This is a genomic window from Arthrobacter sp. Cr_A7 (genome assembly GCF_029222765.1).
In the GTDB taxonomy this organism is placed as follows: Bacteria; Actinomycetota; Actinomycetes; order Actinomycetales; family Micrococcaceae; genus Arthrobacter.
On the sequence record NZ_JARHXQ010000281.1, the window covers coordinates 14,997 to 33,831 of the forward strand.

Annotated in this window: 14 protein-coding genes; 4 read left to right on the plus strand and 10 right to left on the minus strand. The window is 65.6% G+C overall.

The features are described 5' to 3' along the window. Nucleotides 1–30 precede the first annotated feature (30 nt). Nucleotides 31–5,304, plus strand: a complete 5,274-nt coding sequence (locus P2Q66_RS16660; RefSeq protein ID WP_275729901.1) for a peroxidase family protein — start codon at nucleotides 31–33, stop codon at nucleotides 5,302–5,304. A 121-nt stretch (nucleotides 5,305–5,425) separates the two neighbouring features. On the opposite strand, the gene P2Q66_RS16665 is transcribed toward P2Q66_RS16660, so the two are convergent. Further along, nucleotides 5,426–6,634, minus strand: a complete 1,209-nt coding sequence (locus tag P2Q66_RS16665; RefSeq protein WP_275729903.1) for an MFS transporter — start codon at nucleotides 6,632–6,634, stop codon at nucleotides 5,426–5,428. Between the two features lie 157 nt (nucleotides 6,635–6,791). Here P2Q66_RS16665 and P2Q66_RS16670 point away from each other — a divergent pair, with 157 nt between their 5' ends. After that, nucleotides 6,792–7,241 carry a MarR family transcriptional regulator gene (locus tag P2Q66_RS16670; protein ID WP_275729904.1) on the plus strand — a complete coding sequence of 150 codons (450 nt, stop codon included), beginning with the start codon at nucleotides 6,792–6,794 and terminating at the stop codon, nucleotides 7,239–7,241. Between the two features lie 75 nt (nucleotides 7,242–7,316). On the opposite strand, the gene P2Q66_RS16675 is transcribed toward P2Q66_RS16670, so the two are convergent. The 9 genes from P2Q66_RS16675 to P2Q66_RS16715 all read right to left on the minus strand — a co-directional run bounded on the left by P2Q66_RS16675 (nucleotide 7,317) and on the right by P2Q66_RS16715 (nucleotide 17,761). Beyond that, a complete protein-coding gene (locus P2Q66_RS16675; RefSeq protein WP_275729905.1) occupies nucleotides 7,317–8,753 on the minus strand; it encodes a sugar porter family MFS transporter in 1,437 nt (478 codons plus the stop codon). Further along, nucleotides 8,750–9,625, minus strand: a complete 876-nt coding sequence (locus P2Q66_RS16680) for a sugar phosphate isomerase/epimerase (protein ID WP_275729906.1) — start codon at nucleotides 9,623–9,625, stop codon at nucleotides 8,750–8,752. The genes P2Q66_RS16675 and P2Q66_RS16680 overlap by 4 nt, the downstream gene beginning before the upstream one ends. A 76-nt stretch (nucleotides 9,626–9,701) precedes the next feature. Further along, the gene (locus P2Q66_RS16685; protein ID WP_275729907.1) at nucleotides 9,702–10,715 is read right to left on the minus strand and encodes a Gfo/Idh/MocA family oxidoreductase; all 1,014 of its coding nucleotides are present in this window, start codon (nucleotides 10,713–10,715) and stop codon (nucleotides 9,702–9,704) included. A gap of 32 nt (nucleotides 10,716–10,747) precedes the next feature. Then, the gene (locus P2Q66_RS16690) at nucleotides 10,748–11,659 is read right to left on the minus strand and encodes a sugar phosphate isomerase/epimerase (protein WP_275729909.1); all 912 of its coding nucleotides are present in this window, start codon (nucleotides 11,657–11,659) and stop codon (nucleotides 10,748–10,750) included. 10 nt (nucleotides 11,660–11,669) lie between these two features. Then, nucleotides 11,670–13,184, minus strand: coding sequence for a CoA-acylating methylmalonate-semialdehyde dehydrogenase (locus P2Q66_RS16695; RefSeq protein ID WP_115524230.1), 1,515 nt, complete (start codon nucleotides 13,182–13,184; stop codon nucleotides 11,670–11,672). 33 nt (nucleotides 13,185–13,217) lie between these two features. Further along, nucleotides 13,218–15,191, minus strand: a complete 1,974-nt coding sequence (gene iolD / locus P2Q66_RS16700) for a 3D-(3,5/4)-trihydroxycyclohexane-1,2-dione acylhydrolase (decyclizing) (RefSeq protein ID WP_275729911.1) — start codon at nucleotides 15,189–15,191, stop codon at nucleotides 13,218–13,220. A gap of 6 nt (nucleotides 15,192–15,197) precedes the next feature. Further along, entirely contained in the window at nucleotides 15,198–16,133 is a 936-nt protein-coding gene (locus tag P2Q66_RS16705) for a deoxyribose-phosphate aldolase (protein ID WP_275729913.1), read from the minus strand. After that, nucleotides 16,130–17,170: a 5-dehydro-2-deoxygluconokinase gene (iolC, locus tag P2Q66_RS16710; protein ID WP_275729915.1), complete on the minus strand. Its 1,041-nt coding sequence runs from the start codon at nucleotides 17,168–17,170 to the stop codon at nucleotides 16,130–16,132. The genes P2Q66_RS16705 and iolC overlap by 4 nt, the downstream gene beginning before the upstream one ends. 186 nt (nucleotides 17,171–17,356) lie before the next feature. Continuing rightward, a complete protein-coding gene (locus P2Q66_RS16715) occupies nucleotides 17,357–17,761 on the minus strand; it encodes a tautomerase family protein (RefSeq protein WP_275729916.1) in 405 nt (134 codons plus the stop codon). Between the two features lie 151 nt (nucleotides 17,762–17,912). Between P2Q66_RS16715 and P2Q66_RS16720 the strand changes: the two genes are divergently transcribed. Continuing rightward, nucleotides 17,913–18,272 carry a metalloregulator ArsR/SmtB family transcription factor gene (locus P2Q66_RS16720; RefSeq protein WP_275729918.1) on the plus strand — a complete coding sequence of 120 codons (360 nt, stop codon included), beginning with the start codon at nucleotides 17,913–17,915 and terminating at the stop codon, nucleotides 18,270–18,272. Further along, nucleotides 18,269–18,751, plus strand: a complete 483-nt coding sequence (locus P2Q66_RS16725; protein WP_275729919.1) for an SRPBCC family protein — start codon at nucleotides 18,269–18,271, stop codon at nucleotides 18,749–18,751. Before P2Q66_RS16720 ends, P2Q66_RS16725 begins: the two co-directional genes overlap by 4 nt. Nucleotides 18,752–18,835 lie beyond the last annotated feature (84 nt).

The window sequence follows — 18,835 nt, forward strand, 5'->3', positions numbered from 1 at the left end:
AAGTCGGCGCTACTGGGGAGCATGTGCAGGATGAAAGCGATACGACGCGGGTCAGCGCACTCAGGACAGCAGAAAACCGGCGGAAGGGGCCTTAAGGCGCTGGCAGCATCAGGAGCAGTCGCTTTGGCTGCCTCCATGGGCCTGCCGCCGCTCGCGGCCCATGCCGTGCAGGCCCCCGTGGGCGCAGGGTTCACGGTGACACCTTCGGACTTGTCCTTCATCCTGAAGCAGATCAAGATCGCCGAAGCGCACGTGGCCAACACCACGTCCGAGACCGGGCCCTGCGGCGCCCTGGTGGGACCCGGCCCCAACCAGCTTGCCAGCCCGCTGCTGTCCCACGGGCTGCGCACAGTTGACGGAAGCTGCAACAACCTCCAGCAGGGCCAGGAGACCTTCGGCGCGGCAGACCAAGTGTTCCCGCGGCTGGGATCCAAGTCGTTCGGCGACGCCGAAAGGGGCTCCTTTGGCGGTCCCCCCGTCGCCACGAGCTACACGCAGAAGTCCGGCAGCGTTTTCGACTCGCGGCCGCGAACCATCAGCAACCTGATCGCCGACCAAACGTCAACCAACCCCGCCGCTGTGGCCGCCGCCGGGTTCCCGGCGCGGACCCAGGGCAACGAGGGCGTGGTGCCCTGCGTCGTCGACCCGGACCCGGAGGCGGTTCCTCCCGTTGCTGCCGAGCCGGACGGCTGCGTCCCCTCGCACAACACCCTGTTCATTCCCAACGTAACTACCGACGTCGGACTCTCACCGCCCTACAACTCCCTTTTCACCCTCTTCGGCCAGTTCTTTGACCATGGCATCGACCAGACGGTCAAGGGCGGCGGCACTGTCTATGTTCCGCTCAAGGCCGATGACCCGCTGATCGCGGGGCCGGACCACGTGTTCGGCAACGCGGATGACCTCAATCCGCACATGCGCTTTATGGTCCTGACGCGCGGCATGAACCAGCCGGGCGCGGACGGTGTCCTGGGGACGCAGGACGATGTCCAGGATGCCCTGAACACCAACTCGCCGTGGGTAGACCAGAGCCAGACGTACACGTCCCATTCCTCCCACCAGGTGTTCCTGCGCGAGTACGTCAATAACGCAGCCGGGCAGCCGGTATCGACGGGTGCCTTGCTGGGCGGCCCGGCCGGCACGCCCGAGGCCGGCGGCATGGCCACCTGGGCCACCACCAAGAAGCAGGCCCGGGAACTGCTCGGCGTCCAGTTGCTGGACAAGGACGTCCTCAACGTCCCCATGCTCGCCGCCGATGCCTATGGGAAGTTCATCCCGGGCCCGAAGAACGGGCTCCCGCAGTTTGTCACGAGGTCCGGACTGGTCGAGGCAGACCGCACCGCGAACGGTGGCCTGGGAACTCTTGTGCCGCAGGACGTGCTGTACTTCCACACACCGTTCCTGACGGACATCGCGCACAACGCCGATCCGTCGCCGCAGGACACCGACCACAATCCGGCAACACCGCGTGTCGCGCCGGTGCCGGATGCAGACACCTCCGCGTCTGCAGATTTCATGAGCCAGGCTCCCGGCACGTACGACGACGAAATGCTGAACGCACACTTCATCGCCGGCGACGGCAGGGTCAACGAGAACATCGGGTTGAGCGCCATCCACCAGGTTTTCCACTCCGAGCATGATCGCCTGGTGGAAGATATCAAGAGAGTCCTCAGCACCGACACGTCCACCCGGGGCGCTGCCGCCCTGCCCGAGTGGAAGCTTGCCACCGGCGCGGACGGCTGGAACGGCGAACGGCTTTTCCAGGCCGCGCGGTTCATCGCGGAAATGGAGTACCAGCACCTGGTCTTCGAGGAGTTCGCCCGGAAAATCCAGCCCGCCATCAACCTCTTCGAACCCTTCGCCTTCTCGCAGACGGACATCAATCCCGCGGTCAGCGCCGAGTTCGCCCACGCCGTGTACCGGTTCGGCCACTCGATGCTGACGGAGACCATTTCCCGCCGGAACGAGGACGGCCCGGGTGCCGACGGCGTGTGGGGGAATTCCGACGACGTCCGCGGGTCCCAGAACGATATCTCCCTCCTGGAGGGCTTCCTGAATCCGCCCGAATACACCGACGGCGGCCCCGCCGGACCGCTGACCTCCGAGGAGGCCGCGGGCAGCATCATCATGGGAATGTCGGACCAGGTCGGGAGCGAACTGGACGAGTTCGTCACGGATACGCTGCGGAACAAGCTGCTGGGACTGCCCATGGACCTGGCCGCGATCAACCTGACCCGTGCCCGGTCCGAAGGTTTGCCCACGCTGAATGCGCTGCGCCGGGAACTGCATGGCGCCACGAACGACAGCCAGCTCAAGCCGTACACCAACTGGATCGACTTCGGCGAAAACATCAAGCACCCGGAGTCGCTGGTCAACTTCGTGGCCGCCTACGGCAAGCACCCCTCGATCGTGCAGGCCACCACCCTGGAGGCCAAGCGCACGGCGGCCCGGCTGATCGTCAGCCCGGACACCCTGGCCGGTGAGGTTGCGCCGGAGGACGCCGTGGCGTTCATGAACAGCATCGACGGCTGGGCCAACAACGGAACGGCCTCAACCACCGGACTCGATGACATCGACTTGTGGATGGGCGGCCTGGCCGAGCGGACCAACCTGTTCGGCGGCCTGCTCGGCAGCACGTTCAACTACGTCTTCGAGAGCCAGATGACCGATCTGCAGAACGGGGACCGGCTCTACTACCTGGCCCGCACCCCCGGGATGAACCTGATGGCGCAGCTCGAAGGAAACTCCTTTGCGGAGATCATCATGCGCAACACCAATGCCCAGGCGCTGAAAGCCGACGCATTTGCCACTGCCGACTGCAAGTTCGAGCTGAAGAACCTGGCCGGAACTCCGGAAGGTTTCGCGGCTTCCGGCAACACCGTGGCGGACGATCCGGCGTCGGAATGCAACGAGGCAGCACTGCTGATCCGCATGCCCGACGGCACCATCAAGTACCGTGCTTCGAACTCGGTGGACCCGGCCGGCATCAACGGCCAGGCCGTGTACAACGGATCCAGCAATGCCGACCGCATCTACGGCGGTGTGGACAACGACACCATGTGGGGCGGCCTCGGCAACGACGTCATCGAGGGAGGTGACGGCGCCGATACCGTCCTGGGCGGCGACGGAAACGACATCATCACCGACCTCGCCGGGGACGACATCCTGAAGGGCGGGCCGGACAATGACGCGATCGACGGCGGCCCCGGTCTGGACATCCTCATCGGCGGCGACGGCAGGGACTTCATCAACGGCGGTGCGAACTCGAACGAGACGTTCGCCGGTGAAGATGACGACTTCGTAATTGCCGGTGAAGGCCTGGACGCCGTCTTCGGCGGCGGCGGGAATGACTGGGTGGAAGGCGGCGACAGCCCCGACCTCCTGATCGGCGACTCCAGCAACCTGTTCTTCCTGGACGACTCGCAGAAGCCCGGCAATGACATCCTCATCGGGCAGGGCGGCGACGACGACTATGACATGGAGGGCGGCGACGACATCGGCATTGCCGGCCCCGGCGTCGAAAAAGTGGCGGGCGCGTCCGGCTACGACTGGGAAATCGGGCTCTTCGATCCCCAGCCCCAGGACGCCGACCTCGAGCTTCCGATCGAGCCGCTGGACATCCTCCAGGTTGGCGTCCGGGACAGGTACAACGAGGTGGAAGCCCTCTCCGGCGGCCCGCTCAATGACGTGCTCCGGGGGGATGACATCATCCCGAGCACAAGGGGCGGTGGCGGCTTCATCGGCTGCGACGTCCTGGACCAGGCGGGCGTGGACCGCATCGCCGGGCTCAACCAGCTCATCCCGTCCCTTCCGACGCCCCTCGCCGACGTCGTCAACGCATCCGCATCCCAGGAATGCCCCGTGCTGAACGGGCCCCAGGTCTGGGGCGAAGGCAACATCCTTCTCGGCGGCGGCGGCGACGACGTCCTCGAAGGCCGCGGCGGCAACGACATCATCGACGGCGACCGCTACCTGAGCATCCGGCTCAGCATCCGCACCAACGCTGCAGATGCGTCCACGGAGATCGGCAGCGCCACCTCGATGGCCGCCCAGTACCAGCGCACCGCCGACGGCGCCCTCACCGGACCCACGCTGCAGCAGGCGGTGTTCGCAGGGACCGTGGATCCAGCCAACATCATCGTGGTGCGGGAAATTCTGAGCTCCGCCGAAGGGACGGACAGCGCGGTCTTCTCGGACCTCGAAGCCAACTACACCATCACCACCACTGGCGGCGACGGCACCATGGGCTCCCCTGGCTCTGTCACCACAGTCACCCACAACGGCGGTGAGGACGGCACGGACACCCTTCACAACATCGAAACCCTGGTCTTCGGCGACGGGCTCGACGACGGTGAAGGGGACGGGGTGGAGGATGAGGATCCCGTAGACGTGGACGAGGTCGAAGACGGCGTCGACGGCGGAACCGACGACGGGACTGAGGACGAGGTCGACGAAGGGACCGACGGCGGAACCGACGACGGTGCCAACGACGGCGTGGACGTCATTCCGGGCGATGGCGAGGTTGTGGTGATCGTTGACCCGACGCCGGGTACGGATCCAGCTCCCAACCCCGCGCCCGTGGATCCCGCTCCCGCCAACCCGAACCCCGCACCCGTGGATTCGGGACCGGTGGACCAGGCACCCGTCGATCCCGCACCCGTCGATCCCGCACCCGTGGATTCGGGACCAGTGGACCCGGCACCCGTGGATCCCGCGCCGGTCGACCCCGCACCCGCGGACCCGGCACCCGTCGATCCCGCACCGGTCAACCCGGCACCTGCGAATCCCGCACCCGCAGGCTTCCTCGTCCGGACCGTAGATTCCAACGGTAACCAGGTGGGTGCCATCCAGGCTGCTGAGAACGGCGCCTCGAGGATGGTGGTCCGTGGCCTGGAGAACGGTGCAGCATACCGGTTCCAGGTTGCCCCCGCCGGGGAAGGCGAACCCGTCTTTTCCGAGCTGAGTAAGCCCGTCACCCCCGGCGCCACAGCCGAGGAACGCACCAGGGCTAACCAGCGCGGCACCGTGGAGCGGGATGCGGAAGCACCCCTGGCAGCCGCCGGACAGGACCAGCCGCCGGCTACGGGCAGTGCACCTTTCGGGGGCACGTTCGGCACGGTGGCACCGATTGCCCTCGCGGCCCTGGCCGGGTACGTTTCCACCGGTCCCGGTGCCGTGGTCGCGGCCATCACCACCGGCGGCCTCCTGGCTGCTGCCGCCTTGTTGGCGTACAAGGTGCTCCGGTATCGGGCCTACGCCAGGAAAGCACTTGCCAACTCGGATGCAGGTCCAAAACCTGAGTAAGTCCGCATAGTCCACGGCATCTTCGCCAATGCCAGGTGTGACCTGCCAGCCAACAGGCTGTGCAGGTCACATCTGGTTAACCCCGCTGCGCAACAGTCCCTGCACTCGGGCCCCGCCGGTGTCAGCGGGCGGGAAGTGGGTCACCGGCCCGCTCCGGCACTTCCACCGGACGGGGTGCGTCACTCCGCCTGGCGGCTGCCGCGGCGAAGGCCATCACTGCCAGGCCCAGGAGCGTGATGCCCGCGCCGGCCCAGATCGGCGAAGTGTAGCCGAGCCCCGCGGTGATGGTCACCCCGCCCAGCCACGCGCCCAACGCGTTGCCCACGTTGAATGCACCGATATTGGCGCCGGACGCCAGCGTGGGCGCAGTGCTGGCATACTTCATCACCCGCATCTGCAGTCCGGGAACAGTGGCGAAACCGAAGCCGCCCATCAGGACCAGGGAGGCAACCGTCAGCACCTGGTTACCGGCCGTGAGCGCGAAGGCCACCAGAACTGCGCCCAGGACGGCGAGCACCACCAGCAGGGTCCGGTCCACATTCCGGTCGGCGGCCTTGCCGCCCAGGGTGTTGCCGGCAAAGAGGCCAACGCCAAACACAATGAGCAGCCACGGCACTGTGGTGGCGGCAAAACCGGACACTTCGGTCAGTGTGTAGGCAATGTAGGTGAAGGCCCCGAACATGCCGCCGAATCCCAGGATGGTCACTGCGATGGATAGCCAGACCTGCCCCGACCGGAAGGCCTGCAGCTCCCGCCGCAGCCCGCCGGCCTGCCCCCTGGTGCCGGCGGTGGCAGGAACAAGTGCCAGGATCCCGGCGAGCGCCACCACGCCAATCACGGTAATGGCCCAGAAGGTGGCACGCCATCCGGCAGCCTGGCCCAGCAGGGTCCCGAACGGAACGCCCAGGACATTGGCTGCGGTCAGGCCGGTGAACATCAGGGCAATGGCGCCTGCCTTCTTCGCCGGCGCCACCATGTCCGCCGCCACAACGGCACCAATGCCGAAGAAGGCGCCGTGGGCGAGGGCTGCGATAACCCTGCCAAGCATCATGGGCCAATAGTCTGACGCCGTTGCGGACAGCAGGTTCCCCACGATGAACAGGAGCAACAGGGTGGCCAGCACGGGTTTCCGGTCGAAACGGGTCACCGCTGCCGTCAGCCCCAGGGCGCCCACCACCACAGCCAGTGCGTAGCCCGAGATGAACCACCCCGCCGATGCCTCGCTGACAAAGAAGTCGGCGGCCACCTCGGGCAGCAGCCCCATGATGACGAATTCCGTGAGTCCTATTCCGAACCCGCCGAGGGCAAGGGCCAGTAAACCAGTAGGCATGCGAAATGCTCCTTTGAGCTGTACTCGGTACGGGAACGCGCCTAAGATAGTTGCAGACGCGGTATTTATTGTTGCACGAGCAAATACCCCGCGCAAGCAACTATCTAGGCGTACCGCTGCGCGGCCTTCCGTGGCCGCCCGTTCAAGGAGCATTGTCATGGGCATCAAGGACGACGCCGTAGAGGTCCGTGCGCAGGGATGGCGGACCCTGGCGGCCCTCCACGGACTGATAGAGAACGAACTGGAGCGGTCACTCCAGGCGCACTCGAAGCTGTCCGTTGTGGAGTACACGGTCCTGGACGCACTCAGCCGCCAGGATGGCTGGCACATGCGCATGCAGCAGCTCGCCCGCGCTACCGCCTTGAGCCCCAGCGCCACAACCCGGCTGGTCAACAGGTTGGAGGACAGGGGACTCCTGAGGCGGATTCTTTGCGACGACGACCGGCGCGGAATCTACACCGAACTCACCTCGAGCGGCATCAGCCTTCTCGAAAAAGCCCGGCCGGTTCATGACGAAACCCTGGAACGCGCGTTGGCCGGGGCGCTGGACATCCCCGAACTGGCACCCCTCGTGGACGCCCTGCCAAAGCTGCACGTCCGGGCCTGACACACAAACACGAGTGCCCCTTTGAGACTGGCTCAAAGGGGCACTCGTCCGTCCCGTGCTGTACGGCGGCTGCTGTTAGATGCTGTGGCCCACTGCGGCTTCGGGCTTCTTTCCCGCCACGTTTTTGAAGTAGTGCTCCAGGTCTTCCAGGCTCTTGTCCTTGGTCTCCGGGACGTACTTCGCGGCGAAGGCGATGGCGCCGACGCCCAGGACGGCAAATACGAAGAACGTGCTGGAGAGTCCGATGGCGGCCAGGAGCTGCGGGAAACCGAAGCCCACCAGGAAGTTCACGATCCACAGCACAAACGCGGAAGCACCCATGCCCAGGCCGCGCATCTTGAGCGGAAAAATCTCGGAGAGCATCAGCCAGGTAACCGGCGAGATGGCCCCCTGCTGGAACGCGAGGAAGGTAACCGTCAGCGACAGGATGACGAAGCCGCGGGCGGCGCCCTCGGGCAGGATCAACGAGAACAGGCCGATCAGCAGCAGGGCCGACGTCGTTCCCACCTGGCCGGTGATCAGCATGCGGCGGCGGCCCACCTTGCCCAGCAGCCAGATGCCCACGAACGTGGCAAGCACCGAGATCACGCCGTTGGCGATGTTGGCCGTCAGCGCCGCTTCCCGGCCAAAACCTGACTGTGCCAGGATCTGCGTGCCGTAGTACATGATGGAGTTCACGCCGGTAATTTGCTGGATAACGGCCAGCCCCAGGCCCACGAAGAAGATCCGGCGGAGCCACGGGATGCCCAGGTCCTTCCACGAACCCATCTTGGACTTGTAGTCCTCAACGGCCATCGCCTTGACCTCTTCGAACTCCGTCCGGGCCTCGGCCTGTGAGCGGATGCGCTGCAGCACGCTGAGGGTTTCACCGAAGCTGCCCATCGACGCCAGCCAGCGCGGGCTCTCCGGCATGAAGTTCATACCGATCCACAGTGCGATGGCGGGAAGCGTCGCGATCACCAGCATCCAGCGCCAGATGCCGCCGGATTCCCCGAAGGTGTTGCCAAGGTAGGCGTTGAAGATGAAGGCCAGCAACTGCCCGGTCACGATCATCAGTTCGTTCTGAGTGACGATCCGGCCGCGGCGCGCGCTTGGCGATACTTCGGCGAGGTAGACGGGCACGGTGACGGACGCGCCGCCGACGGCGAGGCCCAGCACGAACCGGGCGGCGATCATCACCTCGGTGTTGGGGGCGAACGTGCAGGCCAGCGTTCCCACCAGGAAAATGACCGCAAGGACCATGATCATCTTGCGCCGTCCGTTGCGGTCCGCGAGGCGGCCGCCGAACAGGGCACCGAACGCTGCACCGAACAGCAGCGAGGACGTCACCAGCCCTTCGGTCAAGGGAGTCAGCCCCAGGTCCTCCTGCATGTACGGCAGGGCGCCGTTGATCACGCCGGTGTCGTAGCCGAAGAGCAGGCCACCGAACGTGGAGATGATGGTGACGGTCCGGAGCGCCTTCTTGTGGTTGGGGGGCTTCGTTCCGGTTGCCGCAGGCACAGGGCCACTCATTGGCTGACCTTTTGGATGTACTGCTTCATGGCGTCCAGCTGGTAGCGGGAGACGTCCTCGGCGTTCTCGTCCTCGGCGAAGACACTGGACACCATCACGGTGTCGTCCCTGTCAAGGAAGCCGATTTCCTTCAGGCCGCCGAAGAACTCGTCCCAGTTCACGTCGCCGTCGCCGATTTTCAGGTGCTGGTGGACGCGCACGGGGTTGCCCGGCGGGTTGGTGATGTAGCGCAGTCCGTGCGAGGCGTGGTGGTTCATGGTGTCGGCCACGTGCACCAGGCGCAGCTTGTCCCCTGCCGCCCGCATGATGTCCAGTGGCTGGTTCTTCATGTGGAAGCTGTGCGATGCCACGTACACCATGCCCACGTTCTTCGAGTTCAGGCCGCGGATCACGCGGATGGCGGCGAGGCCTTCTTCAACGAAGTCGTCCGGGTGGGGGTCGATCAGCAGGTCGATGCCCTCCCGCTCGATGATGGGCAGCAGTTCCTCCATGGAGCGGTAGAAGGCCCGCTCGGACTCCTCCGCCTTCTCCGGGCGTCCGCTGAACTCGGTGTTCATGGTGCTGACGCCGAGGTCCACAGTGATCTGGATGGCACGCTTCCAGTAGCGGACCGCCGCCTCGCGGGCATCCTCATCTGGGCCGGACCAGCGGAGCACAGGCAGGACGGATGCAATTTCGATTCCCGCATCCCTGCAGGACTTGTTCAGCTGGCCCACCAGTTCATCATCCGCTTTGGGGTGGTTGTAGAAGGGGATGAAGTCCGCGTGCGGGGTCATCTGCATGTACTTGTAGCCGAGGTCCGCAACCACCTTCGGGAACTCGAGCAGGCTGTGCGAGTGGTGGAACGGGGTGGGGTCGAGCGCGATTTTCACGTAAAACACTCCATTGTGGATCAGTTATGGGAGGAGCCGGGAAGGGGACGGACGTGTCCGCCCCCTTCTCCTGCATCTACTTGTACAGGTCGGGCTTGGCGGCCAGCTTCACAGCCACCTTTTCGCCGTTCTTCTGCGCCTCAACGCCGGCTTCACAGCAAGCCGCGGTGGCGTAGCCGTCCCAGGCGGTGGGACCGCCGATTTCGCCGCGCAGTGCGGCATCCACCCATGACTGGATTTCGACGTCGTACGCCGCACCAAAACGTTCTTCGAAGCCCGGGGTGACATTACCGCCCCAGCGGCCGGCGCTGCGGGTGTAGGGGCCCTTGTCGCCGCCGATGCTAACGATGCCTTCTTCGAAGGAAGCCTGGGTGGCCACTTCGTAGCCGAACTTGGCATTGACGTAGATCTCGACGTCGGCCAGGACGCCGGACTCTGTCTCAAGCAGGACGTGCTGGGGATCGTGCTGTCCGGAGGGCGCGTTCTTGGTGGCCTTGCCCAGGCGGACCTGGATGCTGGTGATCTCCTCGCCGGTGAAGAAACGGATCGCGTCGAACTCGTGGACAACGGAGTCGTTGATCAGCATCTCGTTCGTGAAGCCCTCCGGCGTGGTGGGGTTGCGGTGCTGGTGGTGCAGCATGAGCAGCTCGCCCAGTTCATGGTCGCGGATGATCTTGCCCAGCGAGGCGTACTCTGCGTCGAAGCGGCGCATGAAGCCCACCTGGATGCGCTTGTGGCCCAGTTCAACCTCGGCCTGGACAATCTTCCAGGAGGACTCGGCATCCGGCGTGAGGGGCTTTTCGCAGAGGATCGGGATGTCCTTCGCGATCGCCTTGAGCAGGATGTCCTCGTGCAGGAAACCGGGCGTGGCGATGAGCACGGCGTTGACGTCGCCGTTGTTGAGGGCTTCCTCAGCGTCGGCCAGGGCGACGGCGCCCGGGATGCCTTCGATGGCCGCCTCTGCACGGGCCAGGTCAACGTCCACGACGGCGGCAACTTCGGCTCCGTGGATGCGTGTGTGGAGCCGCTGGATGTGGTCGGCGCCCATGCGTCCGGCGCCGATGACGGCTACGCGGAGGGTTTCAGTCATTGTTCTGTCCTTTTGAGTGTCTGTGGCGGGGGTTAGCTGACGGCGGTACGGGAGCCGCAGGACAGCAGGTAGTTGCGCGTGCGCTTGGCAATGGGCATGGGCACGTCGAAGGCGACGGGGTACATGTCCTGCTCCACGATGCCGAAGATGGGGCGGTCCAGCACTTCGACGGCTTCGATGACGGCGCGGAGGTCCGGCAGTCCGTTCGGCGGTTCGGTCATGACGCCGGCCAGGTTGGCGGCCGCCCAGGTCATGTTTTCCTCGTTGACTTTCTTGAGGATCTCCGGATTGATCTGCTTCAGGTGCAGGTAGCCGATCCGGTCCGGGTAGTTCTTGATGAGTTCGAGGCTTGAGGCGCCGCAGTATTCAGCATGTCCGGTGTCCAGGCACAGGTTCAGGTACTGCGGGTCCGTTGCGCCCAGCAGCGTTTCGATGTCCTCCTGCGCGCCGACGTGGGAGTCCGCGTGCGAGTGGAACTGCTGCTTCAGGCCGAAGTCCTCCAGCAGGGTCTTGCCCAGGCGGTTGTGCCCGGCGAACAGGTCACCCCAGGCCTTGTCGCTGAGCGTGCCGCTTTCCACGGCTTCGCCGGTAACGTCATCGCGCCACATGGCCGGGATAACCACGATGTGCTCGCCGCCCATGGCTGCCGTCAGTTCAGCCACCTTGCGGGCCGGCTCCCAGGCGGTTTCCCACTGGTCCAGGCCACGGTGGAACGCGGTAAACACGGTGCCGGCGGTGACCTTGAGGTCGCGCTGCTTCAGTTCCTCTGCGAGGCGGGCGGGGTCGGTGGGCAGGTAGCCGTACGGGCCCAGCTCGATCCACTTGTAGCCGGACTCAGCCACTTCGTCGAGGAAGCGCTCCCATGGCGTCTGCTTGGGGTCGTCCGGGAACCACACACCCCAGGAGTCCGGAGCGGTGCCGATGATCAGTTTGTTCTCAGTCATTGGACGTTCCTTAGTTCGACGGGAAGTTGTAGGAGGCGCCGGAGGCGTGGTGGGTTTCAGGCCAGCGGGAGGTGATGACCTTGCCGCGGGTGTAGAAGGAGACGCCTTCGGGGCCGTAGATGTGCTTGTCACCGAAAAGCGAGGCTTTCCAGCCGCCGAAGGAGTGGTAGGCCACCGGCACTGGGAGGGGCACGTTGATGCCGATCATGCCGACCGTGACGGAGCGCTGGAACTTGCGGGCCGCTGCGCCGGAGGAGGTGAAGATGGCGGTGCCGTTGCCGTAGGGGTTGGCGTTGATCAGCTTGATGCCGTCTTCGAGGGTGTCGACCCGGACCACCACGAGGACGGGTCCGAAGATTTCCTCGGTGTAGGCGGTCATTCCGGTCTTGACGTGGTCGATGACGGTGGGGCCCACCCAGAAGCCGTCTTCGTGGCCGGGGACCACCAGGTCGCGGCCGTCCACCACCATGGCGGCGCCGGCCTGTTCTGCTTCGGTGACGATCCTGACGATGCGTTCCTTGGAGGCGGGCGTGATGACCGGGCCCATTTCGGCGTCGGGCGCGGTGCCGTTGTTGACCTTGACGGCCAGGGCGCGTTCTTCGACCTTCTTGACGATGAGGTCCGCGGCGTCCCCGACCGCCACGGCGACGGAGATGGCCATGCAGCGTTCGCCGGCGGAGCCGAACGCGGCGGCGGCCAGGTGGTCGGCGGCGTTGTCCAGGTCGGCGTCGGGCATGACGATGGCGTGGTTCTTGGCCCCGCCGAGGGCCTGGACGCGCTTGCCGTGCTTGGTGGCGGTCTCGTGGACGTACTGCGCGATGGGAGTGGAACCGACGAAGGAGATGCCGTCCACGTCCGGGTGGGTCAGGAGTCCGTCCACGGTTTCCTTGTCACCGTGCAGGACCTGGAACACGCCGTCGGGCAGGCCCGCCTGCTTCCACAGCTTTGCCAGCAGCATGGACGCGGAGGGGTCGCGTTCGGAGGGCTTGAGGATGAAGGCGTTGCCGGTCGCGATGGCCATCGGGGCCATCCACAGCGGCACCATGACGGGGAAGTTGAACGGCGTGATGCCGGCAACAACGCCGAGGGGTTCACGGAAGTTGAACACGTCGATCCCGGTGGAAACCTGGTCGGAGTAGTCGCCCTTGAGCAGCGTGGGGATACCGCAGGCGTATTCGATGACTTCGAGGCCACGGCCGATTTCACCCTTGGCGTCGGAAAGGACCTTGCCGTGCTCGGCGGTGATGAGGGCGGCCAGTTCGTCGACGTGGCCGGCGACCAGTTCGCGGAATTTGAAGAGCACCGCGGTGCGCTTGGCCAGGGAGATGTCGCCCCAGGTATCGGCGGCCTTGCGGGCGGCGGCAACGGTGGCGTCCAGGTCTGCGCGGTTGGCCAGCCGCAGCTCCGCGGTGACCTGCCCGGTGGCAGGGTTGTAGACGGACGTGGTGCGGTCACCCTCGCCGGCAGTTTCGGCGCCGTTGATGAAGTGGTGAATCGTGGTGGTCTCAGTGGTGGTGGCAGTCATGGGGACTCTTCCTTGAATGGTGAAGGGGGAACGTCAGCCCAGCAGTTTGCGCTGGCGGTTCTTGTGGCCGGTGTAGGTCTGGAAGGCCTGTTTCGTGGAGTCCAGTTCGGAGACCTGGGAGACGGGAACATCCCACCAGGACTCGGAGGACGGGGCATCCAGCAGGGGATCGGATTCGACGTGGATCAGGATTGGACCGCCGCGTTCCGGTGCGGCCTTGGCGTCGCGGATGGCCTGTTCGAGTTCGGCGATGACCTTCTCCCCCGGCTCGATCCGGATGACCTTCACGCCCAGGGACTCGGCGTTCAGGGCCAGGTCCACCGGAAGGGTTTCGCCCTCGTCGAAGCTGTGCTGTTCCTCGTTCAGCGTCCGGTACTGGGTACCGAACCGCTGGGAACCGAGCATCTCCGAGAGCGAGCCGATGGAGGCGTAGCCATGGTTCTGGATCAGGACCACGATCAGCTTGATGCGTTCGGCGACGGCGGTGACCAGTTCGGTGTGCATCATCAGGTAGGAGCCGTCCCCTACCATCACGACGACGTCCCGCACCTCGGCAGGATCCCCGCCCGCCGTCGTACTTGCCGCTTCGGCGAGGGCCGCGCGCTTCACGCCGAGGCCGCCGGGGATTTCGTAGCCCATGCAGGAGTACGCGTATTCGACGTGGTAGCCGAACGGGTCCCGGACCCGCCACATCTTGTGCAGGTCCCCGGGCAGGGACCCGGCCGCGCAGATCACCACGTCGCGGGCGTCCATGGCCCGGGAGGTGGCGCCGATGATTTCGTTTTGCGCCGGCAGCGGGGTGTGGCGGGTGTCGAAGGCCTCGTCCACGGTGGCATCCCAGCGCTTCTTCTCAGAAGCCACCGTCTGTTCCAGGTCGGCGCCCACGCGGTAGCCGCCGAGGGCTGCGTTGAGCTTGACCAGTGCCTTGCGGGCGTCGGCGACGATGGGAAGCGTGGTCCCGTGCTTGTAGGCGTCGATCGGTGCGACGTTGATGTTGATGAAACCCACGTCAGGGTTCTGGAACGCCGTGCGGGACGCGGTGGTGAAGTCCTCGTAGCGCGTGCCGATCCCGATGATCAGGTCCGCCTCGGCAGCGATGGCGTTCGCCGCCGTCGTGCCGGTGGAACCGATGGCGCCGAGGGCGTGTTTGTGGTCCCAGGGCAGGACGCCGACGCCCGCCTGGGTGTTGCCCACCGGGATACCGGTCAGCTCCACAAACTTCGCGAGTTCGTCATTGGCGTAGGCGTAGAGGACGCCGCCGCCGGCGATGATCAGCGGCCGTTTCGCGGCCCGGATGGCCTCGGCGGCGCGGGCGATGTCGTCGTCGTCCGCGTCCGGGCGGCGGATCCGCCATTCCCGTTCTGCCAGAAACTCCTCCGGGACGTCGAAGGCCTCGGCCTGGACGTCCTGCGGCAGCGAGATGGTTACGGCGCCGGTCTCGGCGGGGTCGGTCAGGACGCGCAGGCCGTGGTGGAACGCGGAGAACAGCTGCTCGGGCCGGTTAACCCGGTCGAAGAACTTGGAGAGCGGCCGGAACGCGTCATTCACCGTCAGGTCGTAGGCGTAGGGCTGCTCCAGCTGCTGCAGGACCGGGTCCGCGGCGCGGGTGGCGAACGTGTCGGACGGCAGCAGCAGTACCGGGAGGCGGTTGGTGGTGGCCAGCGCGGCGCCGGTGAGCAGGTTCGAGGAGCCCGGGCCGATGGAGGTGCTGACCGCGAAGGTCTGGCGGCGGCGGGTGTGCCGGGCGTAGCCCACGGCTTGGTGGACCTGGGCCTGTTCGTTCCGGCCCTGGTAGTACGGCATGATGGCCGGGTCCAGCTGCTGGTACTGCTTCAGGGCCTGGCCCACCCCGGCAACGTTGCCGTGCCCGAAAATGCCGAATGTTCCCGGGATCAGCCGCTCACGGTAGGCAACACCGTTGATGGAATCGACGGTGTACTGCTTCGAAAGGTACTCGACGACCGCCTGCGCCACCGTCATCCTGCGTGTTCCTGTTGTTGTTCCCATAGGAAGCTACTCCGATACTTCTGCGGTGTGGTGAAGAAGGGAAGCGGCCGTGGCGACAGCGCCGGCCACATCCCCGTCCTGGGGGTAGAGCAGGGTGCGGCCCACGGTCAGGCCCTGCACCCCCGGCAACGCCAGGGCGGCCTGCCAGCTGGCGAAGACCTCGTCCTGGGTACCGGCCGGATCCCCGCCCAGCAACACGGTGGGCATGGTGGTGGCGGCCATGACGCGTTCCATCCCGGCAACCACGGGCAGCTTCATCCAGGTGTAGGCGCTGGTGGACCCCAGGCCCTCGGCAATCGCGATGGACTTGATCACGGCATTGGTGGAGAGGTCATTGCGGACCCGCCCGTTTTCCCGGACCGACAGGAAGGGTTCCACCATCGCGATCAGCTTGCGCTCCGCCAGGGAATCGATGGCCTTGGCGGTGGCCTCCAGGGTCACCACGGTGTCCGGGTCGCCCAGGCAGATCCGGGTGAGCATCTTGCCGCCGTCAGCGCCCAGGGCTTCCAGGGCGGCAGCGGTGTGGCCGGTGAACCGGTCATCGAATTCGTTGACCAGTCCGGACAGCCCGCCCCGGTTCATGGAACCAAAGACCAGCTTGCCCTCCAGTGCGCCCAGCAGCAGCAGGTCATCCATGATGTCCGGAGACGCCAGGATTCCGTCCACGGCGGGGTTGGCCAGCGCGATCTGCAGCCGGTCCAGCAGCTGGCGGCGGTCCGCCATCGCCACCGGGTCCGAACCGACCGCGAGGGCCCCGCGGGCCGGGTGGTCGGCTGCCACGATGAAGTTCTGCCGGCCGGACTTCACGCCGGGATGGCGGCGGCGGGACGCGGCGGCACGGGCCACTGCGTCCGGGTCCTCCAGCCGGATGACGCTCAGGTGTTCATAGCGGCGGGGATCGTCGTTGACAGCCTGGTTGGCGGCGATAGGGGTGAGGGTCACAGTGCTGCTCCTTCGGTGGCAAGCTGGGCAGCGGCATCAGGAACGGGGGCGCCGGGAACAGTACCCGGAACCGGGCGGCCGCGTTCGGCCAGCAGTGAGGTGACCTCATCCGGCGTCGGCATGGCATCCGCGCAGGACACGCGGGAGGCGACAATCGCGCCGGCGGCGTTGGCGTAGTCCAGGACCTGGGCCAGCGGCCAGCCGGACAGCAGACCATGGCAGAAGGCGCCGCCGAAGGAGTCGCCTGCGCCCAGGCCGTTCACGGTTTCCACCGGGACCGGGGCGGACACCACGCGCTCGGTGCGGGTCTTGGCCATCACGCCGTCAGGGCCGAGCTTGACGACGGCGATCTCGACGCCGGCGGCGAGCAGCCGGTCGGCCTGCTCATCGGGCGTGCCCTCACCGACGGCGACGGCGCATTCCTTGTCGTTGCCGATGGCGACCGTCACGTGCGGCAGGATCCTGGCCACCTCCGCGCGGGCCTCTTCCTCCGACGCCCAGAACATCGGCCGGTAATCCAGGTCCAGGATGGTGAACTGCCCCTCGGCCAGGCGGGTCCGCGGACGTGCCTCATGCGCTGCAATGTGCGCACTGCGGCTGGGCTCCTGGCACAGGCCGGTCACGGTGGACCAGAAGATCCCCGCCTCGCGGATGGCGTCCAGGTCCAGCTCGGAAGCCTGGATCTGCAGGTCCGGCGCGGTGGGAAACCGGCCATAGAAGTAGAGCGGGAACTCGTCCGTCGCCGGCTTGATGGCACAGAAGGTGACCGCCGTGGGGTACTCCTTCACGGGAGCGACGAAGGAATCGTCGACGTTGAACTTGTGCAGTTCCCGGTGCAGGTACTTGCCGAAGGCGTCGTCCCCGGTACGGGTGATCACGCCTGCGCGGCGGCCGTGCCGGGCAGCCGCAACGGCGACGTTGGACGGCGAACCGCCGAGGTATTTCCCGAAGGACGAAACGTCCTCCAGGTCCACCCCAATATCGTTCGGGTAGATATCAACGCTGATGCGCCCGATCGTAAGAAGCTCGTGGGTCACGGTGATCGCGGACCTTTCTGGTGTGGAACTCTGGACCTCTGAAGTGCAGGAGCTCCGGGACTGGCAGGCCGTGGTGGAGGCCACAGGGACTACTTTGCCCCAGATTTCATGTCCTGTCAAAGGTTTGTACTGACATACTTACAGCAAAGTTAGAGCGCGCTACTTTGGCAGTGCGGCAGGCACTGCCTACTTGCGCGGTACGGCTAGTTCTCCGGTCACATACTGCGCCCGCCCAAACCCGAAGGACCAGTCGCCGGCAGTGTTTTCGACATAGCCAATGAAGACGTCCTCCCCGGCAACACCCACCTCGGCCAGCTTTTCGGCAACCGCCGCGAACAGCCGCTGCTTCGCCTCTTGCGTCCGGCCGCCCTGGGTAAATATCTGGATCATCACCACTCCCCCGGTCCGTTCGAACCCGAGCCCGGCATCCTGGGCGAAGATCTGCCCCTGTGGGTGTTCGGTGAGGATGTGGAAGTAGTCCCGCTCTGGGATGCCATATTCGGCAAGGATTGCGTCATGGATGCAGAGGCTCAGCCGCTGCAGCTCCTCTGCACTGCGTCCTTCATTCACATCGATACGTACAAGTGGCATTTTTGCTCCTCCGGCAGTTTGTCCTGACATACTAACAAAAGCTGGGACGGCGAAACAAGGGCAAGGGGTCTTGAAGGCCGCTGAATAAAGGAGTAGGGTTAAACAACCAAGAGGTTGATAAACAATTTAGTTGATTAGCAAGAGGCCGCACATGAACTTCGAAAGTACTGCGTTGGACTCGGCCTTTATGGCCCTGGCCGACCCCGTGCGGCGGAGCATCATTGCCCGGCTCAGCCGGGGCCCGGCCACAGTCAATGAGTTGGCGGAACCATTCGAAATTTCCAAGCAGGCAGTTTCGAAACACATCCAGGTACTCGAGCAGGCGCAACTGGTTACCCGGACCAGGGAGGCCCAGCGCAGGCCCGTCCACCTGAACCCCGCACGGCTGGAGGCACTCACCGCATGGATCGACCAGTACCGGCTGGTCCGCGAGGAGCAGTTCCGCAGCCTTGATGCCGTGCTTCAATCCAGCGCCGGGCACCACGGCGCCAAGGCAAAGGAAAAGCCATGACCAATCCCCTGAAACTCAGTGTCCCCGAAGGCCTTCCCTTCATCGACTTCGAGCGTGAGTTCGATTTCCCCGTCGCGGACGTATTCCGGGCGCACAAGGAACCGGGTCTTATTGCGCAGTGGCTGGGCCCCCGCGGCCTCAAAATGGAGATGGACCACTACGACTTCCGCAGCGGCGGCACCTACCGATACATCCACACCGGGCCGGACGGCGTGGCTTACGAATTCACCGGGGTGTTCCATACAGTCCGTGAAAACGAGTTTGCCCTCCAGACCTTCGAGTTCGGCGGTTATCCGGACGTGGTCAGCCTCGAGTTCATGACGTTCGAGGACTTGGGCGGTGGCCGGTGCAGGCTGCGCGGCCACTCCGTCTACCCCAGCATGGAGGCACGTGACGGCATGGCCCAGTCCGGCATGGAGGGCGGCATGACAGAAGGCTACGAGCGGCTCGACGAGCTGCTCACCGCTGCCAAAGCCTGAAACGCAGAAAGTACGACGACGTCAGGTCACCTCCCACGGGGAAGGTGACCTGGCGTCGTCGCACTTTAAACAGCAACGCGGGGT